16 protein-coding genes are annotated in these 19,585 nt (G+C 61.4%); 7 read left to right on the top strand and 9 right to left on the bottom strand.

Annotated features, from left to right (window positions below):
* The first annotated feature begins 77 nt into the window (after positions 1 to 77).
* Complete coding sequence (locus EIY71_RS21105; protein WP_011332964.1) at positions 78 to 983, top strand: LysR family transcriptional regulator; 906 nt, start codon at positions 78 to 80, stop codon at positions 981 to 983.
* On the opposite strand, the gene EIY71_RS21100 is transcribed toward EIY71_RS21105, so the two are convergent.
* The 3 genes from EIY71_RS21100 to EIY71_RS21090 all read right to left on the bottom strand — a co-directional run bounded on the left by EIY71_RS21100 (position 928) and on the right by EIY71_RS21090 (position 3,096).
* Positions 928 to 1,809, bottom strand: a complete 882-nt coding sequence (locus tag EIY71_RS21100) for a carboxylate/amino acid/amine transporter (protein ID WP_102685997.1) — start codon at positions 1,807 to 1,809, stop codon at positions 928 to 930. The two genes, EIY71_RS21105 and EIY71_RS21100, sit on opposite strands and share 56 nt — an antisense overlap.
* A gap of 212 nt (positions 1,810 to 2,021) precedes the next feature.
* Positions 2,022 to 2,621: an FMN-dependent NADH-azoreductase gene (locus tag EIY71_RS21095; protein WP_011332962.1), complete on the bottom strand. Its 600-nt coding sequence runs from the start codon at positions 2,619 to 2,621 to the stop codon at positions 2,022 to 2,024.
* A gap of 160 nt (positions 2,622 to 2,781) precedes the next feature.
* Positions 2,782 to 3,096 carry a hypothetical protein gene (locus EIY71_RS21090; protein WP_011332961.1) on the bottom strand — a complete coding sequence of 105 codons (315 nt, stop codon included), beginning with the start codon at positions 3,094 to 3,096 and terminating at the stop codon, positions 2,782 to 2,784.
* Positions 3,097 to 3,145: 49 nt separating this feature from the next.
* On the opposite strand from EIY71_RS21090, the gene EIY71_RS21085 reads away from it, so the two are divergent.
* The 5 genes from EIY71_RS21085 to aqpZ all read left to right on the top strand — a co-directional run bounded on the left by EIY71_RS21085 (position 3,146) and on the right by aqpZ (position 8,260).
* Positions 3,146 to 4,069, top strand: coding sequence for a LysR family transcriptional regulator (locus EIY71_RS21085; RefSeq protein ID WP_011332960.1), 924 nt, complete (start codon positions 3,146 to 3,148; stop codon positions 4,067 to 4,069).
* Between the two features lie 14 nt (positions 4,070 to 4,083).
* Positions 4,084 to 4,887: an alpha/beta fold hydrolase gene (locus EIY71_RS21080; RefSeq protein ID WP_085747184.1), complete on the top strand. Its 804-nt coding sequence runs from the start codon at positions 4,084 to 4,086 to the stop codon at positions 4,885 to 4,887.
* Between the two features lie 3 nt (positions 4,888 to 4,890).
* Positions 4,891 to 5,454 (top strand): peptidylprolyl isomerase, encoded by a 564-nt coding sequence (locus EIY71_RS21075; protein WP_102685996.1) that lies wholly within the window; start codon positions 4,891 to 4,893, stop codon positions 5,452 to 5,454.
* Positions 5,455 to 5,543: 89 nt separating this feature from the next.
* Positions 5,544 to 7,376 carry an ABC transporter ATP-binding protein gene (locus EIY71_RS21070; protein ID WP_102685995.1) on the top strand — a complete coding sequence of 611 codons (1,833 nt, stop codon included), beginning with the start codon at positions 5,544 to 5,546 and terminating at the stop codon, positions 7,374 to 7,376.
* A gap of 188 nt (positions 7,377 to 7,564) precedes the next feature.
* The gene (aqpZ, locus tag EIY71_RS21065; RefSeq protein WP_102685994.1) at positions 7,565 to 8,260 is read left to right on the top strand and encodes an aquaporin Z; all 696 of its coding nucleotides are present in this window, start codon (positions 7,565 to 7,567) and stop codon (positions 8,258 to 8,260) included.
* A 15-nt stretch (positions 8,261 to 8,275) separates the two neighbouring features.
* Here the strand turns inward: aqpZ and EIY71_RS21060 are convergent, their stop codons facing one another.
* Positions 8,276 to 9,400, bottom strand: coding sequence for a GNAT family N-acetyltransferase (locus tag EIY71_RS21060; protein WP_085747187.1), 1,125 nt, complete (start codon positions 9,398 to 9,400; stop codon positions 8,276 to 8,278).
* Between the two features lie 283 nt (positions 9,401 to 9,683).
* Here EIY71_RS21060 and EIY71_RS21055 point away from each other — a divergent pair, with 283 nt between their 5' ends.
* A complete protein-coding gene (locus EIY71_RS21055) occupies positions 9,684 to 11,006 on the top strand; it encodes a putative porin (protein ID WP_039772596.1) in 1,323 nt (440 codons plus the stop codon).
* Between the two features lie 128 nt (positions 11,007 to 11,134).
* Here the strand turns inward: EIY71_RS21055 and EIY71_RS21050 are convergent, their stop codons facing one another.
* The 5 genes from EIY71_RS21050 to aceK form a co-directional block, all read right to left on the bottom strand.
* A complete protein-coding gene (locus tag EIY71_RS21050; RefSeq protein ID WP_085747188.1) occupies positions 11,135 to 11,371 on the bottom strand; it encodes an anti-sigma factor in 237 nt (78 codons plus the stop codon).
* Entirely contained in the window at positions 11,365 to 11,976 is a 612-nt protein-coding gene (locus tag EIY71_RS21045; RefSeq protein ID WP_085747189.1) for an RNA polymerase sigma factor, read from the bottom strand. The genes EIY71_RS21050 and EIY71_RS21045 overlap by 7 nt, the downstream gene beginning before the upstream one ends.
* 135 nt (positions 11,977 to 12,111) lie before the next feature.
* Positions 12,112 to 13,233, bottom strand: a complete 1,122-nt coding sequence (locus EIY71_RS21040; RefSeq protein WP_102685993.1) for a beta-ketoacyl-ACP synthase III — start codon at positions 13,231 to 13,233, stop codon at positions 12,112 to 12,114.
* Between the two features lie 336 nt (positions 13,234 to 13,569).
* Positions 13,570 to 17,481: an ATP-dependent RNA helicase HrpA gene (gene hrpA, locus EIY71_RS21035; RefSeq protein WP_134022995.1), complete on the bottom strand. Its 3,912-nt coding sequence runs from the start codon at positions 17,479 to 17,481 to the stop codon at positions 13,570 to 13,572.
* Between the two features lie 135 nt (positions 17,482 to 17,616).
* On the bottom strand, positions 17,617 to 19,338 hold the full coding sequence (aceK, locus tag EIY71_RS21030) for a bifunctional isocitrate dehydrogenase kinase/phosphatase (protein ID WP_134022993.1): 1,722 nt from the start codon (positions 19,336 to 19,338) through the stop codon (positions 17,617 to 17,619).
* Positions 19,339 to 19,585: the final 247 nt, after the last annotated feature.

The raw sequence follows: 19,585 nt of genomic DNA, 5'->3' as shown, positions 1-19,585 counted from the left end.
ATGTCACTTTAGGGGCTAGCTGATAAAGGGACAATTCCCTAAAATCGAGAATCATTGATTCTAAAAAAGGGACAATCATGGATCGCATCGAATGCATGCGCGCCTTCGTGGTGACGGTCGGCGAAAACGGCTTCGCAGCCGCCGCCCGGGCCATGGACGTGCCCCGCTCGAAAGTCAGCAAACAGATTCAGGCACTGGAAGAAGCCATCGGTGTGCAGCTGCTGCAACGCACCACCCGCAGCCTGCACCTCACCGAAGCCGGCGCCGAGTATTTCGAAGCGGCGCGGGAAGTGATTGCGGCGCTGGACGAGGCCGAGCAGCGAGCTCGGGACGGGGTTGGCGAATTGCGCGGGGTGTTGCGGGTCAACGCACCGATGTCGTTCGGCTTGCGGCGGCTGGGCAAGCTGATTCCGCTGTTCCACGAGCAGCACCCGAACATCGAACTGCAACTGGTGCTCAGCGACCAGCAGGTCGATCCGGTGCGCGGCGGGTTCGACGTGACCATCCGCATCGCCAGCCTGCCCGACTCGACGATGATCGCCCGGCAACTGGCGCCGGCCCCACGGATCATGGTCGCCTCCCCCGCTTACCTCGAACGCGCAGGCACGCCGCAGACCCCGCAGGATCTGCGCTCACATCAATGCTTGAACTACGGCTATCTGCAGAGCGGGGTCAGCCTGCAACTGTGCAACGGCAAGGAAACCCAGCGAGTCAACGTCACCGGGCCGTTGCACGCCAACAACGGCGACCTGCTGGCGCAAGCAGCGGAGGCCGGCATGGGCATTGCGCTGCTGCCGGACTTCATCGTCGAAGAAGCACTGGCGGCCGGGCGACTGGTGCCGGTGCTGTGCGAATGGCAAGCCCCGGCGATCACCATCAACGCGGTGTATTCGTCAGCCCGGCGAGTGCCGCAGAAGACTCGGGCGTTTATCGCGTTTCTGGTGGAGCAATTGGCGCCGACTGGCGAATCCCCAACCGGCTGATCCACACCGCCGCCAGAATCACGCTGCCACCGAGGAACAACCGCCCGAGTTCTTCATGCTGATTCCAGATCAGCAGGTTCAGCAGCAGCCCCACCGGCACGTGCAGGTTGTTCATCACCGCCAGGGTGCCACCGTTGACCAGGCACGCACCCTTGTTCCACCAGTACAGACCGAGTGCGGTCGAGACCAGACCAAGGAACACCAGCACACCCCATTGCAGCGGCGCTTCCGGCAGGAAGTTGGATTTGCCGAACAGCAGGAACGCCGGCAACGCCACCGCCAGTGCACCCAGGTAGAAGAAACCGAAGCGCCGGTAGTGCGGCAGATCGCTCGGGTGCTTCGCCACCAGATGCTTGTACAGCACTTGTCCGGCGGCGTAGGTGAAGTTGGCCAGTTGCAGCAGCAGAAAGCCCATGAAGAAGTCCGGGTTGATCCGGTCGTAGCGAATCACCGCCGCGCCGGCGACCGCCACCAGTGCGGCGATCAGCGCCCACGGGTTGAAGCGTCGGTTGAGCGCATCTTCGATCAGCGTCACGTGCAGTGGCGTGAGGATGGTGAACAGCAGCACTTCCGGCACCGTCAGCACGCGGAAGCTCAGATACAGGCAGACGTAAGTCACGCCGAACTGCAACGCGCCGATCAGCAGCATGCCGCGCATGAACGCCGGTTCGACCGAGCGCCAGCGCGTCAGCGGGATAAACACCAGCCCGGCCAGCACCACCCGCACCAGCACCGCGAAGTAGCTGTCGACATGACCGGCCAGGTATTCGCCGATCAGACTGAAGGAAAACGCCTGGATCAGCGTGACAAAAAGTAGATAGCCCATGCTCGCCTCGATTTCGAATGGCGGCGACGATAGCGTTTTTTGCCGGCCATCGCTAAATCCCGGGCAAAAAAAAGCCCGATCTCGCTAAAGCGTTCAATCGGGCTACAGCACTCAGGAGCAATAAGTGCAAAGGGAGGTTCGATGCGCGTAGAGCCTTGAAGGGGTTGCGCCAGGTCACTAGAACAATCGGCGATTATCTGGCGATTAACATATCAAGCGACCTGGGACAGTTTGGCGTTGGCCTGGTTGAGGCCTTTCTCTTGGAAGTCGCCGCCCAGGTTCATGCCTTCGGCGTGGATGAAGGTCACGTCATTAATGCCGATGAAGCCCATCACCTGACGCAGGTACGGTTCCTGATGATCCGCCGGGCCGCCGGCGTAGATCCCGCCGCGAGCGGTCAGCACGTAGGCACGCTTGCCGCTGAGCAGACCTTGCGGGCCGGTTTCGGTGTACTTGAAGGTCACGCCGGCACGCAGTACGTGGTCGAGCCAGGCTTTCAGGGTGCTCGGGATCGCGAAGTTGTACATCGGCGCCGCCATCACCAGCACGTCGGCTGCCAGCAATTCATCGGTCAATTCGTTGGAACGGTCCAGCGAGGCCTGTTCGCTGTCGTTGCGCTGCTCGGCGGATTTCATCCAGCCGCCCAGCAGGTTGATGTCCAGGTGCGGCACCGGGTTCACGGCGAGGTCACGTACGGTGATCTGATCGGCCGGATGCGCCGCTTTCCACTGGCTGATGAAGGTCTGGGTCAGTTGACGGGAAACCGAGTCTTGCTGGCGGGCGCTGCTTTCGATGATCAGAACGCGGGACATGTTGTGTAGCCTCCATCCGAGAATGTTGTAAGTCGATGGAGTGAAGGTTAAACAGTGTCGTATCGATGAAAAAGCGCAAATAATTGCTGCAAAGCATCGAAAAATTCGTTTAGATGCAAGCCATACCCTGTGGGAGCCCGCCCCCCACAGGGCCGTGACGCTATTTCGGGGTGCAGCTCAGTTTGATGCGCAGCTTGATGATGGTCCGGGTGAACTTGGCCGTGGCGTTTTTATGCTTGCCCGCGGCCACTTCGATGTTGCGGGTGCGCGGCGCTTCCGGGCCGTTGGTGAACACCACCTTGCAGGTCGCGTCGACGTCGCCGTAGTTGTTGACCTGAATGGAGCCGATGTCGTTATCGGTGTCGAACGCGTTGTAGTCGATCTTCAGGCCGTTGAGGTCCTTTTCCACATCGATCGGGTACGCAAACGCAGTCAGCGGAAGCAGCGCCAGCAACACACAACAGAATTTTTTCATTCGGCAGTCTCCATGAGGGACCGCCAGCTTAGGACAAGAGGAGCTATTGATGAAAGCGCCCCGCGTGACCCTTGATCAATGGCGAACGTTGCAGGCCGTGGTCGACCACGGCGGATTCGCCCAGGCCGCCGAGGCCCTGCATCGCTCGCAATCGTCGGTGAGCTACACCGTCGCCCGCATGCAGGATCAGCTCGGCGTGCCGCTGTTGCGCATCGATGGACGCAAGGCTGTGCTGACCGAAGCCGGCGGCGTGTTGCTGCGCCGCTCGCGCCAACTGGTGAAACAGGCCAGCCAGCTGGAAGACCTCGCCCATCACATGGAGCAGGGTTGGGAAGCCGAAGTGCGGCTGGTGGTCGACGCCGCCTACCCGAGCGCCCGTATCGTGCGCGCGTTGACCGCTTTCATGCCGCAGAGTCGCGGCTGCCGGGTGCGGCTGCGTGAGGAAGTGTTGTCGGGCGTCGAAGAAGTGCTGCTCGAAGGCGTGGCCGACCTGGCCATCACCGGGCTGAGCATTCCCGGTTACCTTGGCGCGGAATTGAGCGATGTCGAATTTGTCGCCGTCGCCCATCCTGATCATGCGCTGCACCGGCTCAACCGCGAACTGAGCTTTCAGGACCTGGAAACCCAGATGCAAGTGGTGATCCGCGACTCCGGCCGCCAGCAACCCCGGGACGTTGGCTGGCTCGGCGCCGAACAGCGCTGGACCGTCGGCAGTCTCGCCACGGCTGCGACGTTCGTCAGCAGTGGCCTGGGATTCGCCTGGCTGCCACGCCACATGATCGAGCGGGAACTGAAAGACGGCTCGCTCAAGCTGCTACCGTTGGACAGAGGCGGCAATCGCAACTCCAGTTTCTATCTGTATTCGAACAAGGACAAACCCTTGGGCCCAGCGACGCAAATCCTGATCGAACTGCTGCGCACCTTCGACACCCTGCCGCTGGACGCACCGTTCGCCGCCCCCGAACAAGCCTGACACGGAGTTCACCGATGGCGTATTTCGAGCATGAAGGTTGCAACCTGCACTACGAGGAATATGGCCACGGCGATCCGTTGCTGCTGGTTCACGGTCTGGGCTCCAGCACCCTGGACTGGGAAATGCAGATTCCCGCACTGGCCGCACATTACCGGGTGATCGTCCCGGACGTGCGCGGTCACGGCCGCTCCGACAAGCCCCACGAGCGCTACAGCATCGCCGGCTTCAGCGCCGACATCGTCGCCCTGATCGAGCACCTGAAGCTCGGCCCGGTGCACTACGCCGGGCTGTCCATGGGCGGCATGATCGGCTTTCAGTTTGCGGTCGATCAGCCGTGGATGCTCAAGAGCCTGACCATCGTCAACAGCGCGCCCGAGGTCAAGGTGCGTACCCGCGACGATTACTGGCAGTGGTTCAAGCGCTGGAGTCTGATGCGTGTGCTCAGCCTCGCCACCATCGGCAAAGCCCTTGGCGCCAAGCTGTTCCCCAAACCGGAGCAGGCCGGTTTGCGTCAGAAGATGGCAGAGCGCTGGGCAAAAAACGACAAACGTGCTTATCTCGCCAGCTTCGATGCGATTGTTGGCTGGGGGGTTCAGGAACGACTTTCCCGGGTCACCTGTCCAACCCTCGTCGTCAGCGCCGACCGGGACTACACCCCGGTTTCGCTGAAAGAAACCTATGTCAGACTGCTGCCCCATGCGCGGCTGGTGGTGATCGCCGATTCGCGCCACGCCACCCCGCTCGATCAGCCCGAACGCTTCAATCAAACGCTGCTGGAGTTCCTCGCCACAGCCGATAATCACCCTCAGGATCACTGACCCATGCTGAAAAAACTCGCCCTCGCCGCCGGCACCGTGCTGTTCGCTGCCAACCTGATGGCTGCCACACCGGCAAAAGCGCCGCACGTGCTGCTGGACACCACCAACGGCCAGATCGAAATCGAGCTGGACCCGGTCAAGGCGCCGATCAGTACCAAGAACTTCCTCGAGTATGTCGACAGCGGTTTCTACAACAACACCATTTTCCACCGCGTGATCCCGGGCTTCATGGCCCAGGGCGGCGGCTTCACCCAGCAGATGCAACAGAAAGAAACCAAGGCGCCGATCAAGAACGAAGCCAGCAACGGCCTGCATAACGTTCGTGGCACCCTGTCGATGGCCCGTACTTCCAACCCGGATTCGGCCACCAGCCAGTTCTTCATCAACGTGGCCGACAACGCCTTCCTCGATCCGGGCCGTGACGCCGGTTACGCGGTGTTCGCCAAAGTGGTCAAGGGCATGGACGTGGTCGACATCATCGTCAACTCCCAGACCACCACCAAACAGGGCATGCAAAACGTGCCGGTCGACCCTGTGATCATCAAGTCGGCCAAGCGCATCGACTAAGCTTTACAGGGCATTATCGAGCGGCGCCGATTACCCATCGCGCCGCTCACACTGATAAAAGGAGAGCCCGTGCTCCGGGCGGTTATCTGATGCTCTATCGCCGTTTCGAACAACTGATCGACATATTCCGCGATGCCCCGACGGCATCCCCGCCGGACCGCGTTCTGCCCTTCTATACCTATTACCTGAAGCAGGTCTGGCCGAGTTTCGCCGCCCTGCTGATCGTCGGCCTGTTCGGTGCCTTGATCGAAGTGGCGCTGTTCAGTTACCTGAGCCGCATCATCGACCTCGCCCAGGGCACGCCGAACGCCGATTTTTTCAAGGTGCACGGCGCCGAACTGGCGTGGATGGCCGTCGTGGCATTGCTGCTGCGCCCCCTCTTCCTGGCCCTGCACGACATGCTGGTGCACCAGACCCTGAGCCCGAGCATGACCAGCATGATTCGCTGGCAGAACCACAGTTACGTGCTCAAGCAGAGCCTGAATTTCTTCCAGAACGACTTCGCCGGGCGCATTGCCCAGCGCATCATGCAGACCGGCAACTCGCTGCGCGATTCCGCCGTGCAGGCGGTGGATGCGTTGTGGCATGTGCTGATCTACGCGATCAGTTCGCTGGTGCTGTTCGCCGAGGCTGACTGGCGCCTGATGATCCCGCTGCTGACATGGATCGCGGCCTACGTCGGCGCACTCTATTACTTCGTACCACGGGTCAAGGACCGCTCGGTGGAAGCCTCAGACGCGCGCTCGAAACTGATGGGCCGGATCGTCGACGGCTACACCAACATCGCCACCCTGAAGCTGTTCGCCCACACCAACTTCGAACAGCACTACGCCCGCGAGGCGATCCAGGAACAGACCGAAAAAGCCCAGCTGGCCGGTCGCGTGGTCACCAGCATGGACGTGGCCATCACCACCATGAACGGTCTGCTGATCGTCGGCACCACGGCGCTGGCCCTGTGGCTGTGGACGCAGTCGCTGATCAGCGTCGGCGCGATCGCCCTGGCCACCGGCCTGGTGATCCGCATCGTCAACATGTCCGGCTGGATCATGTGGGTGGTCACCGGCATTTTCGAAAACATCGGCATGGTCCAGGACGGTCTGCAGACCATCTCGCAACCGGTCAGCGTCACCGACCGGGAGCAGGCCAAACCGTTGGCCGTGGCCCGTGGCGAAGTGCGTTTCGAGCACGTGGATTTTCACTACGGCAAGAAGAAAGGCATCATCGGCGACCTCAACCTGACCATCAAACCGGGCGAAAAAATCGGTCTGATCGGGCCGTCCGGCGCCGGCAAGTCGACCCTGGTCAACCTGCTGCTGCGCCTCTACGATGTCGAGGGCGGGCGGATCCTGATCGACGGCCAGAACATCGCCGAAGTCGGCCAGGAAAGTCTGCGCGCGCGGATCGGCATGATCACTCAGGACACCTCGTTGCTGCACCGCTCGATCCGCGACAACTTGCTGTACGGCAAGCCCGACGCCACCGACGCCGAACTCTGGGAAGCGGTGCGCAAGGCCCGCGCCGATGAGTTCATCCCGTTGTTGTCGGACGCCGAAGGACGCACCGGATTCGACGCGCATGTCGGCGAACGCGGGGTGAAGCTGTCCGGTGGCCAGCGTCAGCGGATCGCGATTGCGCGGGTGCTGCTCAAGGACGCGCCGATCCTGATCATGGACGAAGCGACTTCGGCCCTGGACTCGGAAGTCGAAGCGGCGATTCAGGAAAGCCTGGAAACCCTGATGCAGGGCAAGACCGTGATCGCCATCGCCCACCGCCTTTCGACCATTGCCCGCATGGACCGACTGGTGGTGCTGGAGAACGGCAAGATCGCCGAAAGCGGCAACCATGCCGAACTGCTGGCCCATGGCGGATTGTATGCGCGGCTGTGGGCGCACCAGACCGGAGGGTTTGTCGGCATCGACTGATCCTGCGTCAAAACGCAAAAAACCGCCAGAGCCCTTTAACCACGTGCTCTGGCGGTTTTTTATCGACTGCTGGAAATCCGCACAAACCCTGCTGTACTGAGCCAAGGCTCCGGAACGGAACCTGTCGTAAATCTGCAGGGAGCACCACTCGATGCAGTCTCGATAGCACGCCTATCAAGGACTCTGTCATGTCTCTGTTCAAACGTTCAGTCACTGAGTTGTTGGGTACGTTCTGGTTGGTGTTGGGCGGGTGCGGCAGTGCGGTCATCGCCGCGTCTTCACCTTTGGGAATCGGCGTGCTGGGGGTGGCCCTGGCGTTTGGTCTGACGGTGCTGACCATGGCGTTTGCCATCGGCCACATCAGCGGCTGTCACCTCAACCCGGCCGTGTCGGTCGGCCTGGTCGTCGGCGGTCGGTTCCCGGCCAAGGAGCTGCCCGCCTACGTCATCGCCCAGGTGATCGGCGGGATTCTGGCAGCGGCACTGCTCTACCACATCGCCAGCGGCAAGGAAGGTTTCGACATCGCCGCCGGCCTGGCCTCCAACGGTTATGGCGAGCACTCGCCGGGCAAATACTCGATGACGTCCGGCTTCGTCACCGAGCTGGTAATGACCGCCATGTTTGTGGTGATCATCCTCGGCGCCACCGACAAACGCGCCCCGGCAGGACTGGCACCGATCGCCATCGGCCTGGCCCTGACGCTGATCCACCTGATCTCGATTCCGGTGACCAACACCTCAGTCAACCCGGCCCGCAGCACGGGTCCGGCGCTGATGGTCGGCGGCTGGGCCATCGCCCAGTTGTGGATGTTCTGGGTCGCGCCACTACTCGGTGCGGTGGTTGGCGGCGTGCTCTATCGCTGGCTGGGCAAGGAAGACAGCTGAAGGTGTCGGCGAGGATCAGGCTTGCCGATACGGCAAGGCGCTCCTCGCCTCTTCGGCATAGGCCAGTACACCGGCGCGCTCCTGGTGCAGGAAGTCTTTGACCGCGGCTTTTAGACCGGGATGGCGCAGGTAATGCCAGGAATGGGTGATCACCGGTTCGAAGCCGCGAATCAGTTTGTGCTCGCCTTGGGCACCGGCATCGAAACGTTGAAATCCATTGGCAATCGCATAGTCCATGCCCTGATAGAAACAGGTCTCGAAGTGCAGCCGGTCGAACTCGGCCAGGCATCCCCAGTAGCGCCCGTAAAAACTGTCGCCGCCCACCAGACTGAACGCCATCGCCACCGGCCGTGAGCCCTGCCGGGCCAGGACCACGCGGATCGATTCCGGCATGCGCTCGGCCAGCAGGCTGAAGAATTCCCGGGTCAGGTACGGTGCCTGCCGGCGTACCGCGTAGGTGTTGGCGTAACAGGCGTAGACAAAATCCCACTGCGCCTCGTCCAGCTCGCGGCCTTCCAGCCATTCGAACTCGAAGCCCTGCCCCGCCACTTGTTCGCGCTCTTTGCGCATCTGTTTGCGCTTGCGCGAGGCAAGTACGTCGAGGAAATCCTGAAAGTCGCGGTAGCCGCGATTCTGCCAGTGGTACTGACAGCCGATGCGTTGCAGCCAGCCCGGCTGCTCGGCCATGGCGGCATCGGTGAACGCGTCGGTGAAGTTGATGTGGGCGCTGGAGAGCTCTTCGATTTCCAGATACCCCGGCAGGCTCTTGAGCAGTTCGAATCCGTCTTCGACATTCGCTGCCAGCAACCGTGGGCCGCTGACCGGGCTGAACGGCACCGCGCTCAGAAACTTGGGGTAGTAATCGATGCCGGCCCGGGCGCAGGCATCGGCCCAGCCGTGATCGAACACGTATTCGCCGTAGGAATGCCACTTGCGATAACCGGGCAATGCGGCAATTACACGCCCCGCTTCGACGTGCAGCAAATGCTCCGCTTGCCATCCCGTATGCGGGCCGACGCTGCCGCTGTCCTCCAGCGAAGCCAGAAAGGCATGGCGCAGAAACGGCTGGTTTTGCGGGACCAGAACATCCCAGTCGGACGCTGGAATTTCCGACAGTTTGTGCAGACGTTGCAGCGGCATTTTCCTCTCCACTTTCGGGCGTGAACGCCCGGCGAGTATCGCTGATTGGCCGGGCGTTGCCCACGTTCGATTGCACGACAGCGCTCTAGATCAATAGTTCACGGCAGTTTTGTATCGTCATCAACCTGCCATCATCGTGCCACTGCTCTGTCATAAACCATCGCGATACTGGCGCCTGTTTTTAGAGCGCCGGGTTCTACCCCGGACACTGTTTTCCGACCGTCAAACCGTCGGTTGTGCCCAGGATGGTTCAGCCATCCCCTTTTCATCTTCGGAGATTGCTATGCGTCTTGCTTCCACGAAAACTGCGGCGGCCCTGTGCGGTGGCCTGTTGCTGGCCATGAGTGTACCGGCCAGTGCCGCAGTCGACGCCAAACTGCTCGACATGCTCAAGGCTAACGGTTCGATTTCCCAGGCGCAGTACGTTGAACTGCAAACTGAACTGGCCAAGGATCAGAAGGCCCAGCAAATCGCGCAGCAGGCGCAGCAAGAGACCAACGAGCAAATCGCGGCGACCGCGAAGAAAACCAACGAGCTCAGCAGTTTCGACCAGAAACTGGCCTGGGCCGCCAAGACCCAGTTCAAGGGCGACGTGCGTATCCGTCAGGAAACCATCAAGATCGATGGCGAGCCGAACAACGGCGGCCGCGACAAGGATCGTCAGCGCATCCGTGCCCGTCTGGGTGCCTACACCGAGATCAACCCGCAAGTCGACACCGGCATCCGTATCGCCACCGGCGGCGGCGACGACGCCCGTTCGACCAACCAGGACCAGGACAACTACTTCGACAAGAAGCAGATCTGGCTCGACCTGGGCTACATCGACTACCACCCGGATCAGATCAAGAACCTGCACATCATCGGCGGCAAGATGCTGCAACCCTGGGTGAGCATGGGCGACGTGATCTGGGACAGCGACATCAACCCGGAAGGTCTGGCCGTTACCTACAAGTATCCATTGGGCAGCAGCGTCGAACTGTTCGGCAGCCTGGGTAACTACAACCTCAAGGACAACGTCGACGGCGACGGCGTGCAGTTCCGTCACGACCTGCGCCTGACCGCCGGCCAATTGGGCAGCCGCTTTGCCATCACCGACAACCTGAAACTGACCCTGGGCGGCAGCGTCTACGCCTACCAGAACGACGAAGACAGCCGTTGCACCGGCACCTCCACGCCGTGCGCCCTGGCCGTCAACGGCAACTCGGCCGACAACGAATTCCGTCTGTACGAAGGCTTCAGCCAGGTCGACATCGGCGGCCTGCCAATGCCGCTGTCGTTCTACGGGCAGTACGTGAAGAACAACGATGCCGTGACCGATCAGGACACCGCGTGGCTGGTAGGTGCCAAGTCGAAAGTCTTCGGCCTGAACCTCGACTACAACTATCGTGACGTGCAGCGCAACGCTGTGGTCGGCGCCTTCACCGATTCGGACTTCGCCAACGGCACCACCGGTTCCCGTGGCCACAAGTTCAAGGTCGGTTACGACATCGACAAGAACTTCGCCATCGGTGCGACTTACTTCCTGACCAAGGCCGACTTCTCCAGCCGTACCCAGCGTGATGCAGACACCAACACCCTGCAGCTGGATGCGGAAGCGAAGTTCTAAGCAACCCGGCAACAGACTTCAAACGATGGGTTGGACATCCGGTTCCATCGTTTGAAGAGGCTTCAACAGACTGGCGCGACCTCAGCGATCCCCATCATCCGTTCGCTGCGGCCGCGCCAGTCTGTGTTTCAGGGACTATCCTCGCGCCGCAGTTGTGCCAACTGTTCGGCCAACGCGTCCACGCCCTCTTCAGGCTTTTGCGGCATTGCCCGCAACGTCGCCTGCATCAAACGCATCTGGCGAATGAAACGCCGGCAATTGCGGCAGAACATCAGGTGATGACGCACCATCAGTTTCTCGCGAAAGCTCAACTGGCCATCGAGATAATCGCTGGATCGCGCCACTTGCTCCTTGCAGGTCAACATTCTCCCGTCTCCTCAAAATGCTCCACGGTCGCAAAGACCTTCAAACGTGCCCGATGCAGCAGCACGCGGACATTGGAGAGCGAGATCTCCAGAAGATTACAGATCTCCTCCAGCTCCAGGCCCTGGCGTTCGCGCAGCAACAGCACGCTGCTTTGCAGTTCCGACAGGCTCAACAACGTGTGCTCGAGGCATTCACGCAGCTCGCCTTCCGTCAGCAACGCTTCAGGCGTGTCCTGGTGCCAGGCAAACGGTGCAACCAGCCAGTGGCCGTCGCCGGGAGAAAAACGATCATCGTCGATGGTGCCGTGGGGTGACGGCAGATCATCCAGCAACACTTCGCGACGATTGAGTTTGTAGCGGCTCTTGGCCGAGTTGGCGGTGATGGTCAGCAGCCAGGTCTTGAGACTGGAGCGCCCCTCGAAACGGCCGATATTACGCACCACCGACAGCCAGGCGTCCTGTACCACTTCTTCGACATGGCGCTGGCCGACAATCGCGTAGGCCACCGCGCGCATGGGGCTTTGATAGGTGCTGACCAGCTCCTTGAAAGCCTTCTGCTCACCGGCGAGCAGCCGCTCAAGCAATCGGGTGTCGTCAACTGCCATCCATCAATCCCCTGTTCCTGACTTCGAAAATGATAGCGGCAGGACTTCGCCTGCCGCCACTTTCGAAAATTACAGCGTTCGCGCCGATTCGGATGTAGGAAACGTCAGCGCGATTAAGAGGAAATGAACCCGATTTTAGCGTTTACGCAGAATCACACTACCAATCGAGTAACCGGCACCGAACGAACTCAGCACCGCCAGCGAGCCGGCCGCCAGATCGTCCTGATATTTGTGGAACGCAATCACGGAACCGGCGGAGCTGGTGTTGGCGTAGGTGTCGAGAATCACCGGGGCTTCTTCTTCGGTGGCTTCGCGACCCAGCAACTTGCGCACGATCAGGTGGTTCATGCTCAGGTTGGCCTGGTGCAGCCAGAAGCGCTTCACGTCACCGACGTTGAGCTTGTTCTCTTCCAGATGTTCGCCGATCAGCTCGGCGACCATCGGGCACACGTCCTTGAACACCTTGCGGCCTTCCTGCACGAACAGTTTGTCGCGGGCGCCGATGCCCTCTTCCGCTGCGCGGTTGAGGAAGCCGAAGTTGTTGCGGATGTTGTTGGAGAACTTGGTCAGCTGTTTGGTGCTGACCACGTCGAACTGGTGTTTCGACGTTGCCAGATCGGCGCGCTCGATGATCACGGCAGTGGCGGCGTCACCGAAGATGAAATGGCTGTCGCGGTCACGGAAATTCAGGTGACCGGTGCAGACTTCCGGGTTGACCATCAGGATCGCCCGAGCCTGGCCAAGTTGCACGGTATTGGCGGCTTGCTGGATGCCGAAAGTCGCCGACGAGCAGGCAACGTTCATGTCGAAACCGAAACCCTGGATGCCCAGCGCTTCCTGGACTTCGATGGCGATGGCCGGGTAGGCGCGCTGCAGGTTGGAGCAGGCGACGATTACACCGTCGATGTCAGCGGCGGTCTTGCCGGCACGCTGCAGGGCTTGCTCGGCAGCGCCGATGGCCATCTGGCAGAGCACCGACCATTCGTCGTTGGAACGTTCCGGCAGACGTGGCGCCATGCGCGCAGGGTCGAGGATGCCATCCTTGTCCATGACAAAGCGGCTCTTGATGCCGGAAGCTTTTTCGATGAACGCGGCGCTGGACTCGGTCAGGGCCTGGACTTCGCCGCTGGCGATGGCGTCGGCGTTGTCCGCGTTGAACTGGGCGACGTAGGTATTGAAAGACTGCACCAGCTCTTCGTTGGAGATGCTGTTGGCCGGGGTATACAGGCCGGTGCCGCTGATGACGACGTTATGCATGGTCGTTTCTCTAATCTGTTCAGGCAGAAAGTGCTGGCACCGACGTGCCAACACGCAAAGGGTCCATTCCCGTATAAGGGACGCAAAAACCTGGCATCGCTTTATTCCGTTGCGCGGCCCGGCGAAGGCTCTGGGACGCGAAAACGGCATTTATGGTGGCGAAGTTTGCCATAACCGTGGCCATTTGGCGTCTTTCTCAAGATCGACGCGCAATGATCGTTCCCACGCTCCTGCGTGGGAATGCAGCCCGTGACGCTCCGCGTCACTGGACGCGGAGCGTCCCCGAAGGCATTCCCACGCAGACGGTTCGACGCCTCGACGTGGGAACGATCAGTGTCACTGTTCGACCTGGCTCCACTGCTTGTTCAGCCGTTTGTCGGAGATCGGCACTTTCGTCCCCAACTGTTGGGCGAACAGCGAAACCCGATACTCCTCCAGCCACCAGCGATACAGCTCGAGCTGCGGATCGCGTTTGCCTTCCTGCGCATGTTTGGCGGCGCGGGTCTGGTATTGCGTCCAGAGCCCGGCGAGCTCGCCGCTCCACACCCGATCCTTCTGCACCTGCGCGCCCAGTTTCTCGAAACGCTGCTCGACCGCTTTCAGGTAGCGCGGCAACTCCTTGAGCCAGAGCATCGGCGTTTCCCGCACGAACCCCGGATACACCAGATGACTGAGCTGCTGTTTGATGTCGTTGAGCGCCACCGCCTGAGCCAGGTCGATCTTGCCCTTGAAGCGTTTTTGCAGGCCGTGCCAAAGCTTGAGGATTTCCAGCGTCAGGCGTGCCACGCGCTCGGCGTGCTCGGTCCAGCTGCCGCGCTTGCGCTCGGCCAACGCGGCCAGACCCGCGCCATCACGCGGCAACGGGTCTTCGCCGTCGAGAATGCAGCTGTCGAGGCTGGCCAGCAGAATGTCTTCGACCAGTGCATCGACCCGACCCAGTTCGCGGTAGAGCAGGCCCAGTTCGGTCAGGCCCGGCAACTTGCCGCGCAGGAACTTGGCCGGTTCCGCCAGCTGCTGCATCAACAGACGTTGCAAGGCGCGGCGGTGCTGGAACTCGGCTTCGGCCGGGGTCGAGAAACGCCCTTCCTTGACCGTGCCGCCCTCTTCCACCAGCGCCGGATAGACCGTCATCGACAGCCCGGCGATCTTCTGCTGAGTCTTTTCCGCCACCGGCGCGAAGACCTTGGCCTCCACCGGTTGCTGGCTTTTCGCGCTCTGCGGCACGGCCAAAGCAGCCTGGCTGGCTTCGGCGAAACGTGCGGTCAGCTCGGCCAGATCCCGGCCTTCGCCAAGGAACTTGCCTTGGCCGTCGACGATTTCCAGGTTCATCCGCAGGTGACTTTCGACTTGCTGCGCCGCTTCGGCCCAGGCTTCATCGCTGACTCGCGCGCCGGTCATGCGCAGCAGTTCGCGGCCCAGCGCTTGCGGCAACGAACCTTCGGTAAACGTCATGCGTTGCAGCGCGGCCTTGATGAAGTCCGGCACCGGCACGAAGTTTTTGCGCAAGGCCTTGGGCAGGTTGCGCACCAGCGCAATGCACTTGGCCTCGATCAGCCCCGGCACCAGCCATTCCAGGCGTTCCGGCGGCAGCATCGGCAACAGCGGCGCCGGCACACGCAAAGTCACGCCGTCGCGTGGGTGATTCGGTTCGAAGTGATAACTCAGGGCCAGTTCCAGATCGCCGATGTGCAGCGTGTCCGGGTAATGCTGCGCGGTGACTTCGCTGGCTTCGCGGGCCAGCACGTCTTCCTCGCGCATGATCAGCAGTTGCGGATCTTTCTGGCTGTTGACCCTATACCAACTATCGAACGTCGCCGTCTGGTGAATCTCCGCCGGCAGCCGCGCGTCATAGAACGCGTAAAGGGTTTCCTCGTCGGCGAGAATGTCCCGGCGACGGGCCTTGGCCTCCAGTTCGTCGAGCTGTTCGAGCAATTGCTTGTTGGCGGTCAGGCACTTGGCCCGGGACTGAATCTCGCCCCGCACCAGACCTTCACGAATAAACAGCTCGCGCGAAACCACCGGGTCCACCGGGCCGTAATGCACCGGTCGACGGCCGACCACGATCAGGCCGAACAGGGTGATCTGTTCGAACGCGACGACCTGGCCGCGCTTCTTCTCCCAGTGCGGTTCGAAGTGGTTCTTCTTGATCAGATGTCCGGCCAGCGGCTCGATCCAGTCGGCGTCGATCTTCGCCACCATCCGCGCGTAGAGCTTGGTGGTTTCCACCAGTTCGGCAGTCATCACCCACTGCGGGCGCTTCTTGCCGATGCCCGACGACGGGTGAATCCAGAACCGCCGTTGACGGGCGCCAAGATAGTCGCCGTCCTCGGTTTTCTGGCCGATCTGGCTGAGCAGGCCGACCAGCACCGCCTTGTGCAGCTTCGGATAATCCGCCGGCTCTTTATTGAGGCTCAGCTGCAAATCGCGGCAGATCAGGCTCAACTGCCGATGGGAATCACGCCACTCGCGCAGACGCAGGTAGTTGAGGAAATTCTTGCGGCACCAGTTGCGCAGCGGGCTCGCCGTCAGCGCCTGGCGCTGCTCTTCAAAACCGCGCCACAGATTGACCAGCCCGGCGAAGTCGGAGTCGGCGTCTTTCCACTGGGCGTGAGCCTGGTCGGCAGCTTGCTGACGCTCCGGCGGACGCTCGCGCGGGTCCTGAATCGACATGGCGCTGGCGACGATCAGCACTTCCTGCAGGCTGCCGAGCTTTGCCGCTTCCAGCAGCATACGGCCCATGCGCGGGTCCACCGGCAGGCGCGCCAATTGGCGGCCGAGCGGGGTCAGCTGACTGTTGCGGTCCACCGCCGAGAGTTCTTGCAGCAGGTTGAAACCGTCGCTGATCGCCTTGCCGTCTGGCGGCTCGATAAACGGGAAATCGGTGATCTCGCCAAGGCGCAGATGGAGCATCTGCAGAATCACCGCCGCGAGGTTAGTGCGCAGGATTTCCGGATCGGTGAATTCCGGGCGACCGAGGAAATCCTCTTCGCTGTACAAGCGCACGCAGATGCCCGGCTCGACCCGGCCGCAGCGACCTTTACGCTGGTTGGCGCTGGCCTGGGAAATCGCTTCGATCGGCAGCCGCTGAACCTTGGCGCGGTAGCTGTAGCGGCTGATGCGCGCGGTGCCGCTGTCGATCACGTAACGGATGCCCGGCACGGTCAGCGAAGTTTCGGCGACGTTGGTCGCCAGCACCACGCGTCGACCCGGGTGCGACTGGAAAATCCGCTGCTGCTCGGCCGGCGACAGGCGCGCGTACAACGGCAGGATTTCCGTGTGTTTGAGCTGGGCCTTGCGCAGCATGTCGGCGGCGTCGCGGATCTCGCGCTCGCCCGGCAGGAACACCAGCACGTCACCGGGACTGCGGCGCTCGCTGCGTTCATAGGCGGCGATTTCGTCGAGGGTGGCGAGGATCGCCTGATCGACAGTCAGGTCGTCCTCGACGCGGTTGCCCTCTTCGTCCTGCTCAAGCGTCAGCGGGCGATACCAGGTGTCCACCGGGAAAGTACGGCCAGACACTTCGACAATCGGCGCATCGTCGAAATGCCTGGAGAAACGCTCCAGATCGATGGTCGCCGAGGTGATGATGATTTTCAGATCCGGACGACGCGGCAGCAGGGTTTTCAGGTAACCGAGCAGGAAGTCGATGTTGAGGCTGCGTTCGTGGGCTTCGTCGACGATGATCGTGTCGTAGCGTTCGAGGTAGCGATCGTTCTGGGTTTCGGCCAGCAGGATGCCGTCGGTCATCAGTTTGATCAGGGTGTTCGAATCGCTTTGGTCTTCGAACCGTACCTGATAACCGACCAGTGCGCCCAGCGGCGTGCCGAGTTCTTCGGCGACCCGACTGGCCACACTGCGTGCCGCAATTCGCCGAGGCTGGGTGTGGCCAATCAGACCATGCTGGCCGCGACCGATTTCCAGACAGATTTTCGGCAACTGGGTGGTTTTACCCGAGCCGGTTTCGCCGGCGATGATCAGCACCTGGTGCTTTTCCAGGGCCTTCTTGATTTCGTCACGCTTGGCCGCGATCGGCAGGCTGTCGTCGTAACGGATCACCGGCAGGCTGGCCTTGCGCGCCAGCACCTGATCGCAGGACGCCTGCATGCGCGCCACCCACTGGGCCAGCTTGGCCTCGTCGGGTTTCTTGCGCAGCTCAAGCAACTGCCGCCGCAGCCGGTGGCGGTCGGCGAGCATGGCGTGATCAAGGTTTTTCAGCAGTTTGTCGATGGAGGGCGATTCGTCGGTCATCGGGTACGCAATTCGGTCGTCTAGTGGCGCAAGGACGCGATTGTCGCAGAAAAGCAGCTACAAGCGGCAAGCTACAAGCCGCAAGTTGAAAGCGGCGTTTGACTTGAGGCTTGTAGCTTGCTGCTTGCGGCTGCTTTATTCGTTATCGAGGCCCTTTCGCCGATACGGAAAGACGTCGATGACTTTCCCCGCCCGAATCGCCTCCTGCAATCCCTTCCAGTAATCCGCGTTGTACAACTCGCCATGCAGCTGATCGAACAATTTGCGCTGCGCCGCATCGGCAAACAGGAACGGCGGAAACTCCTCGGGGAACACATCCAGCGGCCCGATCGAATACCACGGTTCGGAGGCCATTTCATCCTCCGGCGTGCGCGGTGCCGGGATGTGGCGGAAGTTCGCTTCGGTGAGGAAACAGATCTCGTCGTAGTCGTAGAACACCACCCGACCATGGCGGGTGACGCCGAAGTTCTTCAGCAGCATATCGCCGGGGAAGATATTGGCCGCCGCCAGTTGTTTGATCGCCAGCCCGTAATCCTCCAGCGCTTCGCGCACCTGGGCCTCGTTGGCGTTATCCAGATAGAGGTTGAGCGGCGTCATCCGGCGCTCGGTCCAGCAGTGGCGGATGAGCACGGTTTCGCCTTCCAGCGACACCGTGGACGGCGCGACTTCCAGCAATTCCGCCAGGCACGCCGGCTCGAACTTGCTCAGGGGAAACCGGAAGTCGGCGAATTCCTGGGTATCGGCCATGCGCCCAACGCGGTCGACACTTTTCACCAGTCGGTACTTCTCGATCACTGTGGCGCGGTCGACGTTTTTCGACGGCGAGAACCGGTCCTTGATGATCTTGAACACGGTGTTGAAGCCCGGCAGCGTGAACACGCTCATGACCATGCCGCGCACGCCCGGCGCCATGATGAACTGGTCGTCGGTGTTGGCCAGGTGGTTGATCAGGGCGCGGTAGAACTCGGACTTGCCGTGCTTGTAGAAGCCGATCGAGGTGTACAGCTCGGCGATGTGCTTGCCCGGCAGGATGCGTTTGAGGAAACCGATAAACTCCGCGGGCACCGGCACATCCACCATGAAATACGAACGGGTGAACGAGAAGATGATCGACACGTCGGCTTCGTCGGTGATCAGAGCGTCGATCTGAATCCCCCGCCCCTCGCGGTGCAGCAGCGGAATCACCAGCGGCCATTGATCGTCGTTGGTGTAGATGCGCCCGACCAGGTACGCGCCCTTGTTGCGGTACAGCACCGAGGAAAACAGCTCGACGCTCAGCTCTGGATCCTTGCACACCCAGTCCGGCAGATTCTCGCGCAGTTGCGCTTCCAGGCGATGCAAGTCACCGGGCAGATCGGCGTAGGCCTCGTTGAACCGGTAATCGGCAAAGATGCTCGCGAGCATGCCCGATATCTGCCCTTGCGGTTTATAGGTGCGGGTTTGCGCGGCGCGGGCCCGACGCAGGCTCGGGCGGGTGGTGTGGATGAACATGCAGCCGTCGCTGATCAGGTCGTGGCTGACCAGGCCGCAGAAAATCGAGTTGTACCAGGTCTCGGACAGCTCATCGTCAAAGCGCAGGTCGATGATGCTGATGTAGGCGCTTTTCACCAGCGGCCAGCAGGTGACGTCCATCAAGGTGTCCGGCTCGAAATACTCGCGCAGGCGGGCGACGGTTTCACCGACCTTTTCTTCATAGAGGTTGATCCGTGCTGCCGACGCCGTTTGCGTGTCCTGCCAGCGGGCCTGCTCGAAACGCTCCCGGGCGCCGTCGGTGATCCGCCGGAAATGCTCGCGGTAATCGTCAAAGCCATCGAGGATCAGGCGGGCGATGTCGGTGGCTGGCCATTGCTGCGGCATAGATGAGACCTCTGCGGGAATTGGAGAATCTGTGCTCGAAGGCCTGAGCTTAGCCACGGAAGCGGGCGCAGGAGAAGCGCAATTTCTGCCAAATCCTCTTGCGGCTTGTACAACGACACAGTTTTTATCAAAGTTTTTTTAATCGACCGTTCGGTCAATAAATACCCACTTCGGTTCCCCCCACCACTGGGCGCCAGCCCGCGTCTTCTCTGGGTTTCGGATCCAATTCAGCGGCGACATCTCTAGC

The sequence above is a fragment of the Pseudomonas sp. CH235 genome (assembly GCF_004368175.1).
Taxonomy (GTDB): Bacteria; Pseudomonadota; Gammaproteobacteria; order Pseudomonadales; family Pseudomonadaceae; genus Aquipseudomonas; species Aquipseudomonas paraglycinae.
This window is presented reverse-complemented; position numbering and strand designations above follow the sequence as displayed.